Origin of the sequence: Variovorax endophyticus, from assembly GCF_025376855.1 — a bacterium.
In the GTDB taxonomy this organism is placed as follows: Bacteria; Pseudomonadota; Gammaproteobacteria; order Burkholderiales; family Burkholderiaceae_C; genus Variovorax.
Map to the genome: position 1 here is coordinate 1 of NZ_JAHUTH010000013.1, position 20,411 is coordinate 20,411.

Annotated in this window: 19 protein-coding genes and 1 tRNA gene; 5 read left to right on the forward strand and 15 right to left on the reverse strand. The window is 68.2% G+C overall.

Annotation, left to right across the window (positions count from 1 at the left end; all coding sequences use genetic code 11):
- Positions 1 to 224: 224 nt before the first annotated feature.
- From sucC to oxc, 6 genes are all read right to left on the reverse strand, one after another.
- Positions 225 to 1,403 (reverse strand): ADP-forming succinate--CoA ligase subunit beta, encoded by a 1,179-nt coding sequence (sucC, locus tag KV106_RS17965; protein ID WP_261211465.1) that lies wholly within the window; start codon positions 1,401 to 1,403, stop codon positions 225 to 227.
- Positions 1,404 to 1,438: 35 nt separating this feature from the next.
- Positions 1,439 to 1,771, reverse strand: a complete 333-nt coding sequence (locus KV106_RS17970; RefSeq protein WP_057590858.1) for an HAD family hydrolase — start codon at positions 1,769 to 1,771, stop codon at positions 1,439 to 1,441.
- A gap of 253 nt (positions 1,772 to 2,024) precedes the next feature.
- Entirely contained in the window at positions 2,025 to 3,272 is a 1,248-nt protein-coding gene (gene frc / locus KV106_RS17975; RefSeq protein ID WP_057590857.1) for a formyl-CoA transferase, read from the reverse strand.
- Positions 3,269 to 3,712, reverse strand: a complete 444-nt coding sequence (locus tag KV106_RS17980; RefSeq protein ID WP_057590856.1) for a PAS domain-containing protein — start codon at positions 3,710 to 3,712, stop codon at positions 3,269 to 3,271. Before KV106_RS17980 ends, frc (KV106_RS17975) begins: the two co-directional genes overlap by 4 nt.
- Before the next feature lie 83 nt (positions 3,713 to 3,795).
- The gene (frc, locus tag KV106_RS17985) at positions 3,796 to 5,049 is read right to left on the reverse strand and encodes a formyl-CoA transferase (RefSeq protein WP_057590855.1); all 1,254 of its coding nucleotides are present in this window, start codon (positions 5,047 to 5,049) and stop codon (positions 3,796 to 3,798) included.
- 25 nt (positions 5,050 to 5,074) lie between these two features.
- On the reverse strand, positions 5,075 to 6,913 hold the full coding sequence (gene oxc, locus KV106_RS17990) for an oxalyl-CoA decarboxylase (protein WP_261211467.1): 1,839 nt from the start codon (positions 6,911 to 6,913) through the stop codon (positions 5,075 to 5,077).
- Positions 6,914 to 7,069: 156 nt separating this feature from the next.
- Here oxc and KV106_RS17995 point away from each other — a divergent pair, with 156 nt between their 5' ends.
- Positions 7,070 to 7,678: a Crp/Fnr family transcriptional regulator gene (locus KV106_RS17995; RefSeq protein ID WP_057590853.1), complete on the forward strand. Its 609-nt coding sequence runs from the start codon at positions 7,070 to 7,072 to the stop codon at positions 7,676 to 7,678.
- A gap of 15 nt (positions 7,679 to 7,693) precedes the next feature.
- On the opposite strand, the gene KV106_RS18000 is transcribed toward KV106_RS17995, so the two are convergent.
- From KV106_RS18000 to KV106_RS18015, 4 genes are all read right to left on the reverse strand, one after another.
- Positions 7,694 to 8,530: a cytidylate kinase family protein gene (locus KV106_RS18000; protein WP_261211471.1), complete on the reverse strand. Its 837-nt coding sequence runs from the start codon at positions 8,528 to 8,530 to the stop codon at positions 7,694 to 7,696.
- A 16-nt stretch (positions 8,531 to 8,546) separates the two neighbouring features.
- Complete coding sequence (locus KV106_RS18005) at positions 8,547 to 10,076, reverse strand: tripartite tricarboxylate transporter permease (RefSeq protein ID WP_261211472.1); 1,530 nt, start codon at positions 10,074 to 10,076, stop codon at positions 8,547 to 8,549.
- A 22-nt stretch (positions 10,077 to 10,098) separates the two neighbouring features.
- On the reverse strand, positions 10,099 to 10,623 hold the full coding sequence (locus KV106_RS18010; RefSeq protein ID WP_057590850.1) for a tripartite tricarboxylate transporter TctB family protein: 525 nt from the start codon (positions 10,621 to 10,623) through the stop codon (positions 10,099 to 10,101).
- A gap of 131 nt (positions 10,624 to 10,754) precedes the next feature.
- The gene (locus tag KV106_RS18015; protein WP_261211473.1) at positions 10,755 to 11,783 is read right to left on the reverse strand and encodes a Bug family tripartite tricarboxylate transporter substrate binding protein; all 1,029 of its coding nucleotides are present in this window, start codon (positions 11,781 to 11,783) and stop codon (positions 10,755 to 10,757) included.
- A gap of 275 nt (positions 11,784 to 12,058) precedes the next feature.
- On the opposite strand from KV106_RS18015, the gene KV106_RS18020 reads away from it, so the two are divergent.
- Both KV106_RS18020 and KV106_RS18025 read left to right on the forward strand, forming a co-directional pair.
- On the forward strand, positions 12,059 to 12,298 hold the full coding sequence (locus tag KV106_RS18020) for a hypothetical protein (protein ID WP_172705324.1): 240 nt from the start codon (positions 12,059 to 12,061) through the stop codon (positions 12,296 to 12,298).
- A gap of 58 nt (positions 12,299 to 12,356) precedes the next feature.
- Positions 12,357 to 12,431 (forward strand) — tRNA-Arg (locus KV106_RS18025).
- A gap of 83 nt (positions 12,432 to 12,514) precedes the next feature.
- On the opposite strand, the gene KV106_RS18030 is transcribed toward KV106_RS18025, so the two are convergent.
- The 4 genes from KV106_RS18030 to KV106_RS18045 are packed head-to-tail and all read right to left on the reverse strand — an operon-like array spanning position 12,515 to position 16,649.
- Complete coding sequence (locus KV106_RS18030) at positions 12,515 to 13,627, reverse strand: NAD(P)H-dependent flavin oxidoreductase (RefSeq protein WP_261211474.1); 1,113 nt, start codon at positions 13,625 to 13,627, stop codon at positions 12,515 to 12,517.
- Positions 13,624 to 14,604, reverse strand: coding sequence for a Bug family tripartite tricarboxylate transporter substrate binding protein (locus tag KV106_RS18035; RefSeq protein WP_261211475.1), 981 nt, complete (start codon positions 14,602 to 14,604; stop codon positions 13,624 to 13,626). The genes KV106_RS18030 and KV106_RS18035 overlap by 4 nt, the downstream gene beginning before the upstream one ends.
- Before the next feature lie 50 nt (positions 14,605 to 14,654).
- Entirely contained in the window at positions 14,655 to 15,815 is a 1,161-nt protein-coding gene (locus KV106_RS18040) for an acyl-CoA dehydrogenase family protein (RefSeq protein ID WP_261211477.1), read from the reverse strand.
- Positions 15,816 to 15,839: 24 nt separating this feature from the next.
- Positions 15,840 to 16,649 (reverse strand): IclR family transcriptional regulator, encoded by an 810-nt coding sequence (locus KV106_RS18045; protein WP_057590846.1) that lies wholly within the window; start codon positions 16,647 to 16,649, stop codon positions 15,840 to 15,842.
- Between the two features lie 166 nt (positions 16,650 to 16,815).
- Between KV106_RS18045 and KV106_RS18050 the strand changes: the two genes are divergently transcribed.
- Positions 16,816 to 18,042 (forward strand): CaiB/BaiF CoA transferase family protein, encoded by a 1,227-nt coding sequence (locus KV106_RS18050; RefSeq protein WP_261211481.1) that lies wholly within the window; start codon positions 16,816 to 16,818, stop codon positions 18,040 to 18,042.
- Between the two features lie 4 nt (positions 18,043 to 18,046).
- Here the strand turns inward: KV106_RS18050 and KV106_RS18055 are convergent, their stop codons facing one another.
- Positions 18,047 to 19,279 carry an acyl-CoA dehydrogenase family protein gene (locus KV106_RS18055; protein WP_261211483.1) on the reverse strand — a complete coding sequence of 411 codons (1,233 nt, stop codon included), beginning with the start codon at positions 19,277 to 19,279 and terminating at the stop codon, positions 18,047 to 18,049.
- A 121-nt stretch (positions 19,280 to 19,400) separates the two neighbouring features.
- On the opposite strand from KV106_RS18055, the gene KV106_RS18060 reads away from it, so the two are divergent.
- A complete protein-coding gene (locus KV106_RS18060) occupies positions 19,401 to 20,405 on the forward strand; it encodes a YhdH/YhfP family quinone oxidoreductase (protein WP_261211484.1) in 1,005 nt (334 codons plus the stop codon).
- Positions 20,406 to 20,411: the final 6 nt, after the last annotated feature.

The following is a 20,411-nucleotide window of genomic DNA, read 5'->3' on the forward strand; positions in this document are numbered from 1 at the left end:
CTCCTTTATTTCGCTGCGGGAAGCACCCACTGCCCTGTGCACGGAGGCGCTCGGGTCGTGCCGGCCGATCAAGCGCAGCGCGTCTGGCGCGCGCCGATGGGGTGCTCCTCGCAGCGAAATAAAGGAGGAGCCCGAAGGGCGGGGGACATTCGCGGAGGGGAGTACCCCGTCGGCGCGAGCCCGCAACGAACGACAAAAAGCCCGTTGAAAAAAGCGGCAGCAATTCATCGCTGCCCCTTAGGAACCCGAGCCACGACAACCGCCTGCCGAGCCGCCTCGCCGATGTCCTCGGCCCCGATGATCTGAAGGTCCGACTGCGCGAGGATGGTCCGCCCCAGGTCCTCGTTCGTGCCCTTCATGCGCACCACCAGCGGCACCGACAGAGCCGTCTCGCGTGCCGCGGCGACGATGCCGTGGGCGATCACGTCGCAGCGCATGATGCCGCCGAAGATGTTGACCAGCACCGCCTTCAGGCGCGGGTTGCGCAGCATCAGCTGGAAGGCCGCGGTGACCTTCTCCACGCTCGCGCCACCGCCCACGTCGAGGAAGTTGGCCGGCGATCCGCCATAGAGCTTGATCGCGTCCATCGTCGCCATCGCGAGGCCCGCGCCATTGACCAGGCAGCCGATGTCGCCGTCGAGCGAGATGTACGACAGGTCGAACTTCGAGGCTTCGATCTCCGTCGGATCCTCCTCGTCGAGGTCGCGCATCGCGGCGATCTCGGGCTGGCGGAACAGCGCGTTCGGATCGAAGCTGAGCTTGGCGTCGAGCGCCATCAACCGGCCGTCGCGCGTGCGCACCAGCGGGTTGATCTCGGCCAGCGAAGCGTCGCTCGCATCGAAGGCCTGGTAGAGCTTCTGCATGAACTCGCGCGCCTGCACCACGTCGCGGCCCGCGAGCCCGATCGAGCGGGCCAGCGCATCGGCTTCGGTTGCCTTGACCCCCGTCTCGGGGTCGATGAACAGCGTGTGGATCTTCTCGGGCGAGCGCGCGGCCACCTCCTCGATGTCCATCCCGCCTTCGCTCGACGCAATCAGCGCCACGCGCCGCGCACCGCGGTCGACCACCATCCCGAGGTAGAACTCCTGGTCGATCTCCACCCCCTCCTCGATCAGCAGTTGCCTCACCACCCGGCCCTCGGGCCCCGTCTGGTGCGTGCGCAGCGTCATGCCGAGCAGCGCCTGCGCATGGCGGCGCACTTCCGCGCCCGACCAGGCCAGCTTCACGCCGCCACCCTTGCCGCGGCCGCCCGCATGGATCTGCGCCTTCACCACCCACGAACGCCCGCCGAGCCGGGCGGCGGCATCGGCCGCCTCGTCGCTCGTGCGGCAGACGAAACCGCGCGGCGTCGCCACGCCATGGCGGCGCAACACTTCCTTGCCCTGGTATTCGTGGATGTTCATCGGATCAGCCGTGATTTGATTTATTCAATTGCAATTCAGGCGCCGAGTTCGGCACCGCGGCATTCGGCCCAATTGAAATGGCGCTTCGACAGCGGCGCGGAACCTTCGCCTTCGCGGCGCTTGTAGGCTTCCTTCTTCTGTTCGATCGCATCGGCCAGGAATGCGGCGTCGTAGGCGCGCAGCAGATGCGGATGATTCGCCTCGAGATAATGGCCGATGCGCTTTTCGGGTTCCTGCGCCGTGCCCATCAGGTCGCAATAGGTCTGGCGGTCCCAGTGCCAGCGCAGCCCCAATTCGTAGAAGGCGGCGTTGTAGGCATTGCGTTCGGTTTCATCGAGCCAGTATTGAACGGGCGTGAGGTTCTGCATGGTCTGCTCCTTTCGAATGACTGCCGTGCGGTGAATTGAATGACTTGCCGGCATGTTCAAACTGTAGAAGTGCAGAACGATAAATAACAGTCAAACTATTTTATTGAGAGCATTCATTTGGAGTTATGCATGACTCCAATTCAATTCAAGAAAATAAGACGAACGAATCCCTTCGCCGCCGGCAATGCCATTGGCGAATCGATTGCAGATTCGTTCGAATTGGCGCGGAATTACCGCGCCGCGTTCTTCGTCGTCAGATCACGCGTTCGGCGCGCAGCGCCGCCACGTCTTCCAGGCCGTAGCCCAGCTGCATCAGCACTTCCTCGGTGTGCTCGCCCAGGAGCGGCGAGCGCTTCACCTCGGTGGGGCTGTCCGACAGCTTGATCGGATTGCCCACCGTCAGGTACTTGCCGCGCGTGGGATGGTCGACCTCGACGATGGTCCCGGTCTCGCGCAGCGATTCGTCGGCGGCGATCTCCTTCATCGAGAGGATCGGCCCGCACGGAATGTCGTACTGGTTCAGGATGTCCATGGCCTCGAACTTGTCCTTGGTCATGGTCCATTGCTCGATGCGCGCGAAGATCGGCTTCAGGTGCAGCAGGCGCGCGGCCGGCGTGGCGTAGGCCTCGTCGGTGATCCAGCCTTCCTCCCCGATCACCTTGCACACCGCCGGCCACACGGCCGCCTGCGTGATGAAGTAGATGTAGGCGTTGGGGTCGGTCTCCCAGCCCTTGCACTTGAGGATCGAGCCCGGTTGGCCGCCGCCCGAGGCATTGCCCGCGCGCGGCACCGCGTCGCCGAATTTGCCGTCGGGGTACTGCGGGTATTCGTGCATGGTGCCCGTGCGTTCCAGCCGCTGCTGGTCGCGCATCTTCACGCGGCACAGGTTGAGCACCGCGTCCTGCATCGGCGCCAGCACCTTCTGGCCGCGGCCGGTGCTGTTGCGCTGGAACAGGGCCGCCAGGATGCCGAGCGCGAGGTGCAGGCCGGTGCCGCTGTCGCCGATCTGGGCGCCCGTCACCATCGGCGGGCCGTCCTCGAAGCCGGTGGTCGACGCCGCGCCGCCGGCGCACTGCGCCACGTTCTCGTAGACCTTGCAGTCGGCGTACTTGCCGGGGCCGAAGCCCTTGACCGAGGCCACGATCATGCGCGGGTTGAGCTTCTGGATGTGTTCCCAGGTGATGCCCATGCGGTCGAGCGCGCCGGGCGCGAAGTTCTCGACCAGCACGTCGCAGGTCTTGATCAGCTCGTCGAGCACCTGGCGACCCTTGGGGTTCTTGGTGTCGAGCGTGATCGAGCGCTTGTTGTGGTTCAGCATCGTGAAGTAGAGGCTGTCCACACCGGGAATGTCGCGCAGCTGGCCGCGCGTGGCATCGCCTTCTCCGGCGCGCTCGACCTTGATGACGTCGGCGCCGAACCAGGCCAGCAGCTGCGTGCAGGTGGGGCCGGATTGCACGTGGGTGAAATCGAGGATGCGGACACCCTCCAGCGCTTGACTCATCGACTGTCTCCTTCTTTGATCGTGGTTTCCGCTTCTAGCAGACGAGCGCGCAGTTTGCGCTCTTCCGCAAATCGGGCTGTCTCGTCGCGGACGATGGCGACGATGCCCGAGACCTGGCGTTGCGGCGAAAACAGCATCGACACCGTGAAGGCGATCGACAAGGTGCGGCCGTCCTTGTGCAGGGCCGGCACGCGCAGCAGATCGGCACCGTACTTGGTGATGCCGGTGTCCATGGTCTTGTGGTAGCCGTCCCAGTGGCGCTGCCGCTGGCGCTCGGGAATGATGAGGTCGAGCGAGCGACCCAGCGCCTCGGCTTCGGTGAAGCCGAAGATGCGTTCGGCCGCGGGGTTCCACAGAACGATGGCCCCGGCCGCATCGCACACCATGATGGCATCGCCCGCCCCTTCGACGAGCTGCCTGAAATCCACTGAAGCTTGCATGCTGGCCTCCCGCCTCGACGCATCCGAAATACCGCGCCCCCCGGCGCTTCGTGGACTGGAAAAGCCCCGGGGGAACGCCTGGCTCAGACTGCCTTCGCTTCGTGCAGCGCGGCGATCTGCTGTTGGCTGTAGCCGAGCTCGGCCAGCACGTCGTCGGTGTGTTCGCCCAAGAGCGGCGAACCGGTGATCTCGGGCTTGAGGTCCGAGAACTTGATCGGGCTGCCCACGGTGAAGTAGGTGCCGCGCTCCTTGTGCGGCACTTCCACGATCGAGCCGCTCTTGCGCAGCGATTCGTCGTTGAGCAGTTCCTTCATCGTCAGCACCGGCGCGCACGGGATGTCGAACTTGCGCAGGATGTCGACCGCCTCGAACTTGGTCTTGTCGGCCAGCCAGCCCTCGATGGTCGCGAAGATGTCGGTGATGTGCGGCTGGCGCGCCTTGGCGGTCATGTAGTCGGGATCGGTCTTCCACTCGGGCTTGCCGATGGCGTCGCAGATCGGGGCCCAGGCATGGCCCTGCACGGTGAAGTAGATGTAGGCGTTCGGGTCGGTCTCCCAGCCCTTGCACTTGAGCACCCAGCCCGGCTGGCCGCCGCCGCCGGCATTGCCGCCGCGCGGCACCACGTCGCTGAAGGTGCCGTGCGGGTACTGCGGGTATTCCTCGAGGTAGCCCAGGCGATCCAGGCGCTGCTGGTCGCGCATCTTCACGCGGCACAGGTTGAGCACGGCGTCCTGCATCGAGCAGGCCACGCGCTGGCCCTTGCCGGTCTGCTCGCGGCCGATGATGGCCGTGAGGATGCCGATCGCCAGGTGCATGCCGGTGTTGCTGTCGCCCAGCGCCGCGGCGCTCACGGTCGGCGGGCCGTCCCAGAAGCCGGTGGTGGAGGCGGCGCCGCCCGCGCACTGCGCGACGTTCTCGTAGACCTTCAGGTCGTCGTAGTGGTGGCCGTCGCTGAAGCCCTTGACCGAGGCGACGATCATCTTCGGGTTCAGTTCCTGGATGCGTTCCCAGCTGAAGCCCATGCGGTCGAGCGCACCGGGGCCGAAGTTCTCGACCAGCACGTCCGATTCCTTGATCAGCTTCTCGAGCACCACCTTGCCCTCGGGCTGCTTGGTGTCCAGCGTCAGCGAGCGCTTGTTGCTGTTGAGCATGGTGAAGTACAGCGCGTCCACGTCGGGGATGTCGCGCAGCTGCGAGCGCGTGACGTCGCCGGCGCCGGGGCGCTCGACCTTGATCACGTCGGCGCCGAACCAGGCCAGCAGCTGGGTGCAGGCGGGGCCTGCCTGCACGTGCGTGAAGTCGATGATCTTGATGCCGTTGAGAGGTTTGTTGCTCATGTCGAATCTCCTGGAATGAAAGAAATCACTTCTTCTTGGCCGTGGCCGGGTTGAGACTGGTGATGCGGCCGCTCTCGGTGCCCGCGGTCTCGTCGATGACGGCATTGATCAGGGTCGGGCGACCGGTGGCGACGGCCTCGGTCAGGGCCTTCTGCAGCTCGTCGGCGGTGGTCGCATGGACGCCCACGCCGCCGAAGGCTTCCATCAGCTTGTCGTAGCGCGCGTTCTTCACGAACACGGTGGGCGCCACGTCGGGCGTGCCGCTGGGGTTCACGTCGGTGCCGCGGTAGACGCCGTTGTTGTTGAACACGATCACGCAGATCGGCAGGTTGTAGCGGCAGATGGTCTCGACCTCCATGCCGCTGAAGCCGAAGGCGCTGTCGCCCTCGATCGCGATCACCGGCTTGCCCGTGACCACGGCCGCAGCCACGGCGAACCCCATGCCGATGCCCATGATCCCCCAGGTGCCCACGTCGAGGCGCTTGCGCGGCTCGTACATGTCGACGATGCTGCGCGCGAAGTCCAGCGTGTTGGCGCCTTCGTTGACGACGATCGCATCGGGCCGGGCCTTGACCTGGTCGCGGATCACGCTGAGCGCGCTCTGGAAGTTCATCGGCGAGGGACGCGCGGCGAGCGTGGCGGCCATCTTCGACAGGTTCTTGTCCTTGCGCTCGGCGATCGCGCCGGTCCACTCGGTCGGCGGCTTGGCCCACCTGGCGTCGATGCCCGCGAGCAGCGCGGCCACGCAGGAGCCGATATCGCCGATCACCGGCGCGGCGATCGCCACGTTGCTGTCGATCTCGGTCGGCGCGATGTCGATCTGGATGAACTGCTTGGCGCCCTTGTCCTGGCCCCAGGTCTTGCCCTTGCCGTGCGAGAGCAGCCAGTTCAGGCGCGCGCCCACCAGCAGCACCACGTCGGCTTCCTGCAGCACGTAGGAGCGCGCGGCGGCGGCCGACTGCGCATGCGTGTCGGGCAACAGGCCCTTGGCCATCGACATCGGCAGGTAGGGGATGCCGGTCTTCTCGACCAGCGCGCGGATGTCGGCATCGGCCTGGGCGTAGGCGGCGCCCTTGCCCAGCAGGATCAGCGGCCGCTTCGCGCCCTTGAGCAGGTCGAGCGCGCGCTGCACGGCATCGGCGGCCGGGATCTGGCGCGGCGCGGGGTCGATGACCTTGATCAGCGAGTTCCTGCCCTTGATGGCGTCCATCGTCTGCGCGAACAGCTTGGCCGGCAGGTCGAGGTACACGCCGCCGGGGCGGCCCGAGACGGCCGAGCGGATGGCGCGCGCGATGCCCACGCCGATGTCCTCGGCGTGCAGCACGCGGAACGCGGCCTTGCACAGCGGCTTGGCGATCGCCAGCTGGTCCATCTCCTCGTAGTCGCCCTGCTGCAGGTCGACGATCTCGCGCTCGCTGGAGCCGCTGATCAGGATCATCGGGAAGCAGTTGGTGGTGGCGTTGGCCAGCGCGGTCAGGCCGTTGAGGAAGCCGGGCGCCGACACCGTGAGGCAGATGCCGGGCTTCTGCGTGAGGAAGCCGGCGGCAGCGGCGGCATTGCCGGCGTGCTGCTCGTGGCGGAACGAGATCACGCGCATGCCCTCGGCCTGCGCCATGCGGGTCAGGTCGGTGATCGGGATGCCCGGCAGCGCGAAGATGGTGTCGATGTCGTTCAGCTTCAGCGCGTCGATCACCAGGTGGAAACCATCGGTGGTTTCCGCTTCCGGCGCTTCCTGCGTCATCTGCTGGAGGGCGCGCGCGACGAGTTGCTGGTCGTCGGCGGCGCCGTTGGCTGGCCGGCTCTTGGGCTTGATCGCCTCGTCGAGCGTCGTGGCCGCCTCTTTGGCTGTGCTAACTGAAGACATGTCTCTCCTTCTGCTGGGGTGAATGGCCGAGGCCCGAGCCGCGACTATGATTCGGGCCATCCTTTCGGCCGTTGACCTCGGTCAACTTTCCCGAAAACGGCGCCGACCCCCGATGAAGCGGCGCCGCAGGCGACGAAATCGAGCAAGACGGTGACCATGACGTTGTTGGAAAACCACCCGGAGAAGAACATCATTCGCGCCCAGCTCCGGCAGAACATCCTGCTCAAGGACCTGAACGAGGGCGAGCGCGCCGAGCTCGAGGCTCACCTGGTGATCGTCGACGGCAACAAGGGCGATTTCCTGCTGCACCAGGGGGTGCGGGAGATGGAGCAGTACTTCATCCTCGACGGCATCCTCAAGCGGGTGGTGAGCAACCCGGAGGGCAAGGAGATGATCCTGCGCTTCGCCGACGAGAACGACATGGAGACCAGCTACGCGGCCATGCGCCTGGGCACGCCCACGCCCTACGGCATCGTCTGCGTCACCAAGGCCCGCGTGGCGAGCCTGCCGCTGAAGGAATGGACCACCTTCCTGGCGCACCATCCCCAGACCAAGGAACTGTTCGAGTTCCTCGTGATGCGCGGCATGAGCGAGATCATGGCGCACACCATCACGCTGCACCTGCTGGACGCGCCGGGCCGGGTGCACCGTTTCCTGCGCAAGCACCCCGAGCTCGTGGACCGCATCCCGAGCAAGGAGCTCGCGTCCTACCTCAATCTCTCCGCGGAAACCCTGAGCCGGCTGCGCAAGCGCGGGAAGATCTGAGGTCGCGCCAGGCCCTTAGGTCTGCTTCGCCGACGCGAAGCGCCGGGTCGTCGCCATCAGCCGCAGCTGGTTGTCCACCGCGCCCACGCCCTCCACCGCGGCCGTCACGGCCTCGGTCTGCGCGCGCTCGTCCGCGTCGAGCACGATGCCGCGCAGGCTCACGCGGCCATGGTCGGCCTCCACCGTGACGCGAATGTCGGCCGTGGCCGCTGCGTCCTTGAGCGCCGCCTTCACGCGTGCCGCCAGCGCCATGTTGGCCAGCAGCGCGCGCGAACGCGCGGTCTCGGCGAACTCGGGCCGCGCCGCCAGCGCGCGGATCTGCGCCACGCAGCTGTCGACCGTGAGGCGGTCGGTGTTCAACACCAGGTCGTAGAGCACCGGGTCGCCCCAGCTCACGCCGAACTGCGCATGCATGCGCGCGGCATGCGCCTCGTCGCTGCGCCGGATCTCGGCCTCGGCGAACTCGGCGTCATCGGTCTCCAGGTGCGTCATCAGCCAGTCGATGCGCTTCTTGAGCGAGCGCGTGATGCGCACGCACACCACGTGCGGCACCGGCCGCAGCAGGCAGGTGGCGCCCCAGCCGCGCAGCACCACGTTGCCGCGGTCGGCCAGCGCGAACAGTTCCTCGGCCGTGTAGAGCGCGAGGCTGCGCCGGTCGGCGGTGAGCCGCTCGACGAAACCGGCCTTGCCGCCGCGCAGGCGGCCGATCAGGCTGGTCGAGACCTGCATGCGGTCGGCGACGCGCTCGATGACCTCGTGGCGCATCAGCTCCAGCCCCATCTCCTCGGCGAGCTGAACCGACACGTCCTTGGCGAGCGAGCCCATTTCCTGGGTCAGTGCGATGACGGGCATGGCGTGGCCTCCGTGCTCAATCGACCGGCCGCTCGACGGCGAACTCGTCGGGCTTCTTCGGCTTGAAGAGCGCCAGCAGCTTGGCGATCAGCGGCCAGAACAGCAGCGTGAGCGCCAGGGTGGTGATGCCGCCGACCAGCGGGTTCGAGAACATGATCATCACGTCGCCCTGCGACACCAGCATGGCCTGGCGGAACGAGTCCTCGGCCTTGTCGCCGAGCACCAGCGCCAGCACCAGCGGCGCGAGCGGGAAGTCGAGCTTCTTGAACAGGTAGCCGATGATGCCGAAACCCAGCATGAACCAGATGTCGAGCATCGCGTTGTGCACGGTGTAGGCACCGATCGCGCAGATCACGATGATCACCGGCGCGATGATCGAGAACGGGATGCGCAGGATCGAGGCGAACAGCGGCACCGTGCTCAGCACCACGATCAGGCCGACGATGTTGCCCAGGTACATGCTGGCGATCAGGCCCCAGACGAAGTCCTTCTGTTCCACGAACAGCAGCGGCCCGGGCTGCAGGCCCCAGATCAGCAGGCCGCCCAGCAGCACCGCCGCGGTCGGCGAGCCCGGGATGCCGAGCGCCAGCATCGGCAGCAGCGCGCTGGTGCCGGCCGCGTGCGCCGCGGTCTCGGGCGCGACCACGCCCTCGGCCTCGCCGGTGCCGAACTTCGAGCCGCGCTTGGACATCTTCTTGGCCAGGCCGTAGGCCATGAACGAGGCCGGCGTGGCGCCGCCCGGGGTGATGCCCATCCAGATGCCGATCAGCGAGCTGCGCAGCGAGGTCATCCAGTACTGCGGCAGCTGCTTCCAGGTCTGCAGCACCACCTTCGGATCGATCTTCGCGCTCTTGCCCGAGAACTTCAGGCCTTCTTCCATCGACAGCAGGATCTCGCCGATGCCGAACAGGCCGATCACCGCGATCAGGAAGTCGAAGCCGCGCATCAGCTCGGGCTGGCCGAAGGTCAGGCGCAGCTGGCCCGTGACCGTGTCCATGCCCACGCTGGCGAGCGCGAAGCCCAGCGCCATCGAGGCCAGGATCTTGAACGGCGAGCCCTTGCCCATGCCCACGAAGCTGCAGAAGGTCAGCAGGTAGACCGCGAAGAACTCGGGCGAGCCGAACTTCAGCGCGAACTTCGCGACCAGCGGCGCGAGGAAGGTGATCATCACCACCGCGAGGAAGGCGCCCACGAACGACGAGGTGAAGGCCGTGGTGAGCGCGGCGCCCGCGCGGCCCTGCTGCGCCATCGGATAGCCGTCGAAGGTGGTGGCCACCGACCAGGGCTCGCCCGGGATGTTGAACAGCACCGAGGTGATGGCGCCGCCGAACAGCGCCCCCCAGTAGATGCACGACAGCATGATGATCGCCGAGGTCGGCGACATCGTGAACGTGAGCGGCAGCAGGATCGCGACGCCGTTGGCGCCGCCCAGTCCGGGCAGCACGCCGATCAGCACGCCCAGGATGATCCCGACGAACATCAGGCCGATGTTGGTCGGTGTCAGGATCACCGAGAAGCCCTGCATCAGGGCACCGATTTCTTCCATTTCGCTTGTGCTCCGTGAGGTGTCAGTAGCCGAGGAACGAGAGCGGATCCAGCGCACCCTTGAACAGCGGCACCTTGAACCAGACCTCGAACATGAAGAAGAACAGCGTGTTCACGGCCAGCGCCGCGAGCGCGGCCTTGACCCAGGAGTACTTGCCCAGGATCACCATGAACAGCGCGATGTAGACCGCCGAGGCCACATACAGCCCGAGCAGCGCGATGCCCAGCACGTAGACCAGGGCCGGCAGCAGCACCGAGAGCACGCGCTTGAGCTGCTCGCGGTCGACGAAGACCTCGGTGTTGCGGTTCTTGCCCAGCAGCGACTGGTAGAGGATGCCGATGCCCGAGATCGTGATGATCAGGCCGATGAAGAACGGGAAATAGCCGGCGCCCGGACCGTCGCTGGTCCAGCCCGCGCCGAGCCGGCGGCTTTCGAAGACCACCACCAGGCCGGCCACCAGCAGCAGCAATGCCACCACCGCCTCGACCTTGTTCGTGGCCACGCCCGTGCGCGCGGCCGGGTCGGATACGTTGTCGTCGTGCTCCATGGAGCCCCCATCGTGTTGTTGTCTGGACAGAGAGAGAAATAACCGGGCGCGACGGCACGCGCCCGCGCGGGCGCATGCACACGTCGAACGAGGCATCGCGGCGGCGCGCCCGGCCGCCGCTGCCCGCTGGCCTACTTGCTGGCGGCCAGGAAGCCGGCCTCGGTCATCAGCGTCTTGTGCGTGATCTCCGCGCTGGCGAGCCACTTCTCGAAATCGGGGCCGGTCATGAAGGTCGGGTTGAAGGCGCCCTTCTCCATGTATTCCTTCCACTCGGGCGTGGCGATCACCTTGGTCAGCAGGTCCTTGTAGAAGGCCAGCTGCTCGGGCTTGACGCCCGGCGCCATGAAGATGCCGCGCAGCATCGTGTACTTGGCCGGCACGCCCGCTTCCTTGCAGGTGGGCACGTCGTTCCACGACTGCGTGTCGGTGACCTTGGCCTTGAAAGGCATGCGCTCGTCGTCGAACACGCACAGCGGGCGCAGCTTGCCCGCGCGCCATTGGGCCACCGCCTCGATCGGGTTGTTCACGGTGGAGTTCACGTGGCCGCCCACCAGCTGCACCGCGACTTCGCCGCCGCCCTTGAAGGGCACGTAGATGAACTTGGTGCCCGTGGCCTTCTCGAGCGCGACCGTGATGATCTGGTCTTCCTGCTTCGAGCCGGTGCCGGCCATCTTGAACTTGTTCGAGCCCGCCGCCTTCACCGCGGCGATGTACTCGCCGGCCGTCTTGTAGGGCTGCTCGGCGTTGGTCCACAGCACGAACTGGTCGAGCGCCAGCATCGCCACCGGCGTCATGTCCTTCCAGTTGAAGGGCACGCCCGTGGCCATCGGCGTGGTGAAGAGGTTCGACAGCGAGATGATGATCTTGTGCGGATCGCCCTTGGCCTCCTTCACCGAGAGAAAGCCTTCGGCGCCCGCGCCGCCCGACTTGTTGACGACGATCAGCGGCTCCTTCATCAGCTTGTACTTGATGACGATGCCCTGCAGCAGCCGGCCCATCTGGTCGGCGCCGCCGCCGGTACCGGCGGGGATCACGAACTCGACGGGCTTGGCCGGTTCCCAGGCCTGTGCGGGGGTGGCGATGGCCATGACCGCGGCGGCGGCGACGGTGGCCAGGACTCGTGCGCGACACGCGCCGAAGCGCGCAATGAAATGCTTCATCTGTTGTCTCCTGCTGTAGAGGTGCGCTCTCTTTTGTAGTGAGTCTGAGCCGGATCCGAACAGCGCCGATGGTGCGCGTGCGCGAAACGCGCCGGCTTGATCGCGGTCAATTTTTTGAAGATTCCGTATCGGGGTAAGCCCACCCCGCGAGCGGTCGCGGCACCGGCACGAGGCGCGCCGCGAGGGCCGGGCCCGACCTCCTCGGGAGGCCTCGGGTTAACCCTATAAAATCGACACCCCGTCCACCGTGCCTCTCTTCCCAGGAGCTTCCCGCCATGCCCAGCCTCGACCGATCGTCCGTCCCCGCGAAGCTGCTGCGTCGCGCCACGGTCGTGCTCAGGAGGCTGGCCTACGAGGCCGACATGCTGCTGGGCACCCTGCTGAGCCCGAACAAGGTGATCGCCGAGGTCGAGCAGATGCGCGCCCTGCAACGCCGCGCCGACCGCATCGAAGCCACCGACCCGGCCCGCGCCGCCGCGTTGCGCTGGCACGCCTCGCGCGTGGGCCTGCGCTGAACGAAGTCCCGTCGTCACGGGAAGGAGCGGCCGAACTGGTAAAGTCCAGCCGCCCAGCGTCTTCGTAGTTCAATGGATAGAACGGGGTCCTCCTAAGACTCAGATACAGGTTCGATTCCTGTCGAAGGCACCACCAAGCCGTTGATCTTCAACGGCTTTTTTTTTCGACCGGGACAAACGTGGGACAAAACAGCCCGCCCCGCGCGCTGCCGGCCCCTATCGGGCGTCCCAGCGCCACATGCGCTCCCACGCGCCCCGCATGCCGTCAACCAGCGCATCCATCTGCTCGCCCACCGTGGTCTCCCGCTCGATGCCGAACACGCTCTGGCCGGCCGCCTCGTAGATCAGCCGCGCGTCGTCGAACTCGTGCATCGAGGCGAACACGTCGCCCGTGAGCGCCTGCTGCTGCGGCATGCCCAGCGGCGCGGGCGCGCCGGGCTCGTTCCAGGCATCGATCCAGTCGCTGCGCACCACGCGGCAGGGCTTGCCGCTGTGGGCGCGCGTGATCAGCGTGTCCTCGCTGCCGCTGGCGATGAGCCGCCGCAGCAGCGCGGGCGGCGTGTGGTTCTCCTTCGCGCCCATCCACAAGGTGCCGAGCCAGGCGCCTTGCGCGCCCATGCCCAGCACGCCCAGCACCTGCGCGCCGGTGGCGATGCCGCCGGCCGCCAGCACCGGCACCTCGCCCGCCTCGGCGATGACCTGCGGCAGCAGCGACAGCGTGCCGACCGTGCCGGTGTGGCCGCCCGCGTCGTAGCCCTGCGCCACCAGCACCTCCACGCCCATGTCGAGCGCCTTGCGCGCATGCCGCACCGAGCCGACCAGCGAGAAGGTGAGCTTGCCGCGCGCCTTCGCGCGCTCGATGAGGTCGGCGCGCAGGCCGATGGCCGTGGCCACGCCGCGCGCGTCGGAGTCGAGCACGGCCTCGATCTGCGCGTCGAACAGCGCCCGGGTGCGGACCTGGCTCGTGAAGAAGCTGGGCCGCTGTGGCGGCTTGACCTGGAAGCGCTCGCGCAGGCCGTCGACGAAGGCCACATGCGGCGCGGGCAGTTGTGCGCGCACGCTCTCGATGCTCGCGGCTTCGTCGGGCACCTGCGAGGGCAGCATCAGGTCGATGCCGTACGGCAGGCCCGCCATGCGTTCGCTGGCCTCGGCCAGGATGTGCGGGATCTCGTGCGGCAGCTCGCGCGCGAGTCCCAGCACCGGGAAGCCGCCCGCCCGCGCGATGGCCACGCACACCTCCACCGAGTGCGAGAAGCCGAAGATCGGATGGCGGATGCCCAGCCGCTCGCACAGCGGCGGCCGCAGGGGCGATGGGCTCGCGGCGCTCATTGCGCCTCGATGCCCGCCGTCTTGATGACCTTGCTCCACTTGTCGTACTCGCTCGCGATGAAGGCATCGAACTGTTTCGGGCCCTGCGGCGCCACCTCGAGGCCGAGCAGGTCGAGCTTGGGCTTCATCGCGGGATCGGCCAGGATCTCGGCCACGTCGGCGGACAGCCTGGCGACGATGGCATCGGGCGTCTTCACCGGCGCGACGAAGCCGAACCACGTGCCCACGTCGTAGCCCTTCAGCCCCGTGGACTCCGCCACCGTGGGCGTGTCGGGCAAGGCGCCGGAACGCTTGCTCGTGGTCACGGCCAGCGGCCGCAGCTTGCCCGACTTGATGTGCGGCACGGCCAGCGCCACGGTGAGCGGCATCATCGTCACGCGGCCCGCGAGCAGATCGCCGAGCGCATCGGGCTGGCCGCGATAGGGCACGTGCGTGAGCTTGAGCTCCGCGCTCTGCGCCAGCAGTTCGCCCGACAGGTGATTGGACGTGCCCACGCCGGCCGTCGCATAGGTCAGCGGCGGATTGGCCTTCTTCGCCATCGCGACCAGTTCCGCCATGGTCTTCGCGGGCACCTCGGCCGGCACCACGAACACGTTGGGGATCACGCCGAAGCCCTCGATGGCGCGGAAGTCGCGCACGGGATTCCACGCCACGCCCTTGATCAGGCTCGGCGTGACCGCATGGCCGGGGCTCACGCACAGCAGCGTGTAGCCGTCGGGCGCGGCCTTGGCCACGTAGTCGGTGCCGATCGAGCCGCCGGCACCGGTCCGGTTCTCGACGATGACGGGCTGGCCGTACTTGGACGACAGCCGTTCGCCCACCAGCCGCGCGATCGAATCGACCACGCCCCCGGCGGTGAACGGCACGATGATGCGGATCGGCTTGCTCGGGTAGTCGCCCTGCGCGAACGCGGGTGCGGTCATTGCCAGCGACTGGACGGCGAGGAGCGCGGCCAGCAAGGTGCCTTTGAGGGTCATGGGTTGTCTCCGTTGATGATGGCTGGCGCGCGCCGCCGGCTCACACCTTGTCAGGTCTGGTGCCCGGCTCGTGCCATGGTGCGGCGCGCGATGTTGGTGAGGTGGATCTGGCTCGTGCCTTCGTAGAGGCGGAACAGCCGCACGTCGCGGTAGAAGCGCTCGGCCACGTTGTCGTTGATGTAGCCGCCGCCGCCGAAGACCTGCACCGCGCGGTCGGCCACGCGGCCGCACATCTCGGAGGCGAACAGCTTGCACATCGAGGCCTCCATGGTCACGTCGGCGCCGTCGTCGCGCTTGCGCGCCGTCTCCAGCAGCAGCGCGCGCGCGGCATGCACTTCGGTGTTGCTCTCGGCGATCATCTGCTGCACCAGCTGGAACTCGCCGATGGGCTGGCCGAACTGCCGGCGCGAGGCAGCGCGCGCCACCATCTCGTCGACCAGCCGGATGGCCGGCCCGATGCACAGCCCCGCGAGATTGATGCGCTGCTTGTTCAGCGCCTTCATCGCCGTCTTGAAGCCCAGGCCCGGCACGCCGCCGACGATGGCCGACTCGTGCACGCGGCAGCCCTCGAGGATCACCTCGCCGACCGGCGAGCCGTGCTGTCCCATCTTGCGATAGCCCGCGGGCGCCGAGAGGCCGGGCGTGTCGCGCTCGACCAGGAAGGCCGTGATGCCGGCCGCGCCCCTGGCCTGCGGATCGGTGCGCGCGAACACGGTGAACAGGCCGGCGATGGGCGCATTGGTGATGAAGCACTTGCGGCCCGTGATGCGGTAGTGCTCGCCGTCGCGCACCGCCACGGTCCGCTGCGCGGTGGCGTCGGAGCCGGCCTCGGGCTCGGTGAGCGCGAAGCAGCCCGTGAGACGGCCGCTGGCCAGTTCGGGCAGCCAGCGCTGCTTCTGCTCGGGCGTGCCGTCGACCACCAGCGACTCGGACGCGATGCCCGTGTTGCCGCCGAAGCGCGCGCGGAAGGTGGTGGCAGCCTGCGAGACCTCCATGTTCACCAGCGACAGCTCCTCGCTCGTGAGACCCGCGCCGCCGTACTGCTCGGGAATGCTGTGGCCGAACAGGCCCAGCGCGCGCATGCGCTCGACCACGGGCTCGGGGATGAGGTCGTCGCGATCGACCTGGGCCTCGATGGGCATGCATTCGTTGCGGATGAAGTCGCGGACTTCGGCGAGCAGGGCATTGAACTTGTCGGGGCTGCGGATCATGGGTTCGAGGTTCCGGTTTCTGGTTCAGCGCAGGCCCTGCGCGGTTTCGAGCTGGCGCACGGCATCGAGCAGCAGCGGCGCGACCTTGCGTTCCATGCGCTCGCCGGGCGATCGGTAGGTGGCGAGCGTGCAGTTCATCGCCAGCGGCGTTTCGCGCGGCGGCACGCGCACGGGCACGGCGACGGCATGGATGTCCTTCTTCCAGTCGCCGCGCGAGTGGCAGAAGCCGCGCGCGGCAAAGAGCTTCTGGTCGGCTTCCCACGCGGGGCGCAACTGCTGGAACAGGGCCGAGTCCTGCAGCCGCAGCCGGTTGAGGATGGCCGAGCGTTCCGGCGCGGTGCAGGCCAGCATCAGCGCACGGCCGATCGCGGCGGCCAGCAGCGGGCGCGTGCTGCCGATGTCGGGCATGTGGGTGTTGGTGTTGTCGGTGCGGATGGTGTCGACGTAGACCACGTCCGAACGGTCGCGCATGCCCAGGTTCACCGAGCAGCCCGTCTCGCGCGCCAGCCTTTCCATGATGGGACGCGCGACCTGGCGCACCTGCATGCTGGCCAGCAGCGGGTAGCCCAGCGACAGCACGCCGGGCCCGAGTTTGTATTTCTGCGTGGCGCCGTCGCGGCTCAGGTAGCCCAGCAGGGTGAGCGTGTAGGTGATGCGCGAGACCGTGGGCTTGGGCAGGCCGCTGCGGTCCGAGATCTCGCGGTTGCCGAGCACCGGGTCGGCGCTGGTGAACACGCGCAGCACTTCCATGCCGCGCGCCAGGTTCATCGAGAACTGGCGGTCGGCGGTGAGGTCGTGCGGGTCGACGAGACCCGGGAGCGCGATGCTTGTCATGCGTGAAGTGGTGCGCGTTGGTGTGGGCATGATTGGCCGTTCGAAATGGGGCGTCAATGAAACGTGGAGGGTGTTTCGCTGTGCGAAACAGCGATTGTTGGCCCGCGTGGCGTCTGGCAAAACCGGCTCGAACCCGGAGCCCTTCGCCCCGGCCTTGGAGCCACGTTTGCATTCCCCCGACGACACCCCACGACGACCCGCGCGCGGCGCCCTTTCGGGCGTGCGCATCCTCGACATGGCCACCGTGCTGGCCGCGCCCCTGGGCGCCACGCTGTGCGCCGACCAGGGCGCCGAGGTGGTGAAGCTCGAGCTGCCCGGCGGCGGCGATGCACTGCGCGGCCTGCAACCCGTGAAGGACGGCAAGGCGCTGTGGTGGAAGATCGCCAACCGCGGCAAGCGCGGCATCACGCTCGACGTGCGCCAGCCCGCCGGCCGCGCGCTGCTGCTCCGGCTTGTGACGCAGTTCGACGTGCTGGTGGAGAACTTCCGCACCGGCACGCTCGACCGCTGGGGCCTGGACCTGGCCACGCTGCATCGCGCCAACCCGCGGCTCGTGGTGGTGCGGCTCACGGGCTTCGGCCAGACCGGCCCCTACAAGTCGCGGCCGGGCTTCGCGCGCATCTTCGAGGCCATGAGCGGCTTCACCAACCTCACGGGCGAAGCCGGCGGCTCGCCGCTGCACAGCAATTTCCCGGTCGGCGATGCGGTGGCGGGGCTGTTCTGCGCGTTCTCGATCGCCTCGGAAATGGCGCGCCTGCGCGGCGACCCACAGGCGCTCGGCTGCGAAGTGGACCTGGCCGCCACCGAGGCGCTGTTCCGCCTGCTCGACCCGCTGCCCGTGGAGCACGAGCAGCTCGGCACGGTCCGCATGCCCGCGGGCAACTGCGCGAGCTACACCGCGCCCTCGAACATGTACCGCAGCCGCGACGGCATCTACTTCTCGGTGGTCGCGTCGTCGGACCCGATCTTCCAGCGCCTGTGCGCGGCCGTCGGAAAGCCCGAGTGGGCGGGCGACCCGCGCTTCGCCACCAACCCCGCGCGCGTACTGAACCTCGTGGCACTCGACGAAGGGCTCGGCCAGTGGTTCGCCGCGCACGACTACGACACCGTCGAGCGCAGGCTCGAGGAGGCCGGCATTCCCTTCAGCAAGATCTTCACCATCGCCGACATCGAGCAGGACCCGCACTACCGCGCGCGCGAGGCGATCATCCGGCTGCCCGACCCCGACTACGGCAGCCTGCCCGCACCCTGCGTGGTGCCGCGCGTGCCCGGCCGCGAACTGCCGATCCCGCGCACCGGGCCCGACACCGGCGAGCACAACGCCGAGGTCTATGGCGAGTTCGGCCTGGACGCCGCAACGCTCGATGCGCTGCGCGCGGAGAAGGTGATCTGAGCCTTCAGTAGTCGGTGAGCGGCCCGTCGCGCAGGCAGGGGTTGCGCTCGGCCAGCGGCGCGCGGCGCATCACATCGCGGCCGATGACGGTCTTGTGCACCTCGCTCGCGCCCTCCCCGATCTGGTTGAGCTTGGCGTCGCGGAAGAAGCGCTCGAGCGGAAAGTCGCGCAGGTAGCCGCGCCCGCCCGTGAGCTGCAGCGCATCGGTCACGACCTTCATGCACAGGTCGGTGGCCTGCAGCTTGGCCATGGACGCGAAGATCGACACGTCGCTCGCGCCCGTGTCGTACTTGTAGGCCGTGAGCGCGAGCAGCGCGCGGCTGGCCTCGATCTGCGTGACCATGTCGGCCAGCATCCACTGCACTCCTTGATGCTCGCCCTCGCGCCTGCCGAACACGGTGCGTTCGCTCGCATAGCGGCTCGCGATCTCGACCGCGCCGATGGCGCGGCCCAGCGCCATCGCGGCATGCCCGATGCGCGCGCGCAGCAGCGCGTCCTGCGCGAGCGAGAAGCCATCGCCCTCCGCGCCGAGGCGGTGCGAGGCGGGCACCTCGACCGCATCGAATTCGAGCGAGGAGATCGGCACGCCGAACCAGCCCAGCTTGTCGACCTCCGTGCCGATGCGGAAGCCCTCGGCGTCGCGCGGCATCAGCACCGCGATGAACACCGAGGGATCGTCCTCGGCGCGGCCCACCACCGCGAACCAGTCGGCCGTGCTCGCGCGCGTGATGAACTTCTTGCGGCCCGTGACGAGGTAGCGCTCGCCCTCGCGTCGGATCGTGGTCGCGAGGCCGCGCACGTCGGAGCCCGCGCCGGGCTCGGTCAGCGCGAAGGCCGCCTGCAGCTCGCCGGTGCACAGCCGCGGCACGATCTCGCGGCGCAGCGCCTCGCTCGCGCCCGCGACGATGGCGCGGCTCGACAGGTCGGTGCCCGTGATCATCGAGGCCGAGGTGCTGCACACGCGGCCCAGCTCCTCGATGAGGCGGATGCGCAGCGCCTGGCGCGCATCGGTGCCGCCGTACTCGCGCGGGAACGCGGTGGCGATCACGCCTTCGCGCGCGAGCGTGCGGAAGGTGTCCCAGGCGAACAGGTCCTCGCGCGAGACGGCGTCGGCCCGCGGCCCGAGCGTGTCGCGGCACAGGTCGCGCACGCGTCGGACCGTGGCCTGCTCGTCGGGTTGCAGGCGTTCGAGAAAGTGATCGCCGAACAGTCGGGCGGCATGTGTGCCTGTCGTCATCGGGTGGGTCTCCGGTCGGGGGGCCTGCATGGTGGCGCCGCGCGGCGCGCGCGGTCGAGTCGTGTTTCGACAGGCGAAACACCGGCTTGCGGATGCGGTCCGCGGCTGGTCAGATGGCCCCATGCCCATACCCCAGACATTCGAAGCCCTTCGCACGCACCAGACCGCCGAGGGCCAGGTCCGGAGCCGGCTGGAAACCCTGCGGCTCGACGATCTGTCCGCGGGCGAGATCGTGGTGCGCAACCTGTATGCGGGCGTGAACTACAAGGACTGCCTCTCGCTGCACGGCCGCGCGAAGATCATTACGTCGTACCCGCGCGTGGCGGGCATCGAGCTGGTCGGCGAGGTGCTCGCGTCATCGGTGGCGGCCTTCGAGCCCGGCCAGGCCGTGCTCGTGCACGGCTTCCAGACCGGCATCGCGTTCGATGGCGGCTTCTCCGCCTGCGTGCGCGTGCCCGCCGCGCACGTGCAGGCCGTGCCGCAGGGACTCACGCCGCACGAGGCCGCCGTCATCGGCGTGCCCGGCTTCACGGCCGCGATGGCGCTCGAGCGCTTCATCGAACTCGGCATCGCCCCCGACGCGGGCAGCGTGGCGATGAGCGGCGCGGGCGGCGCGGTCGGCCTGCTGGGCACGGCCCTCTTCGCGCGCGCCGGCTATCGCGTGGCGGCCATCACGCGCCGCATGGCGCAGGAGGAGCGGCTGCGCGCCATCGGCGCGCACGAGGTGATCGACGCCGCCGTGCTCGACGCGCCGCAGCGCCCGCTGGAGAAGCCGCGCTTCGCGGCCGCCATCGACAACGTCGGCGGGCCGATGCTGTCATGGCTGCTGCGCTCGCTGGCCGACGGCGGCGCCGTGGCATCGGTGGGCAACGCGGCCGGCAACAGCTACGAGGGCAGCGTGCTGCCCTTCATCATGCGGCGCGCGCAATTGTTCGGCATCGTGGCGAATGCGCCCGTGGAGCAGCGGCGGCGCCTGTGGGCGAAGCTCGCGGCCGAATGGAAACCCGACATGGCGGCCGTGCTGCCGCATGTGCGGCACATCCCGCTGGGCGCGTTGATGGAGCACAGCGCACGGCAGCTCGATGGCGCGAGCTCGGGCCGCGTGCTCGTCGATTTCTCGCGCTGAAGGACT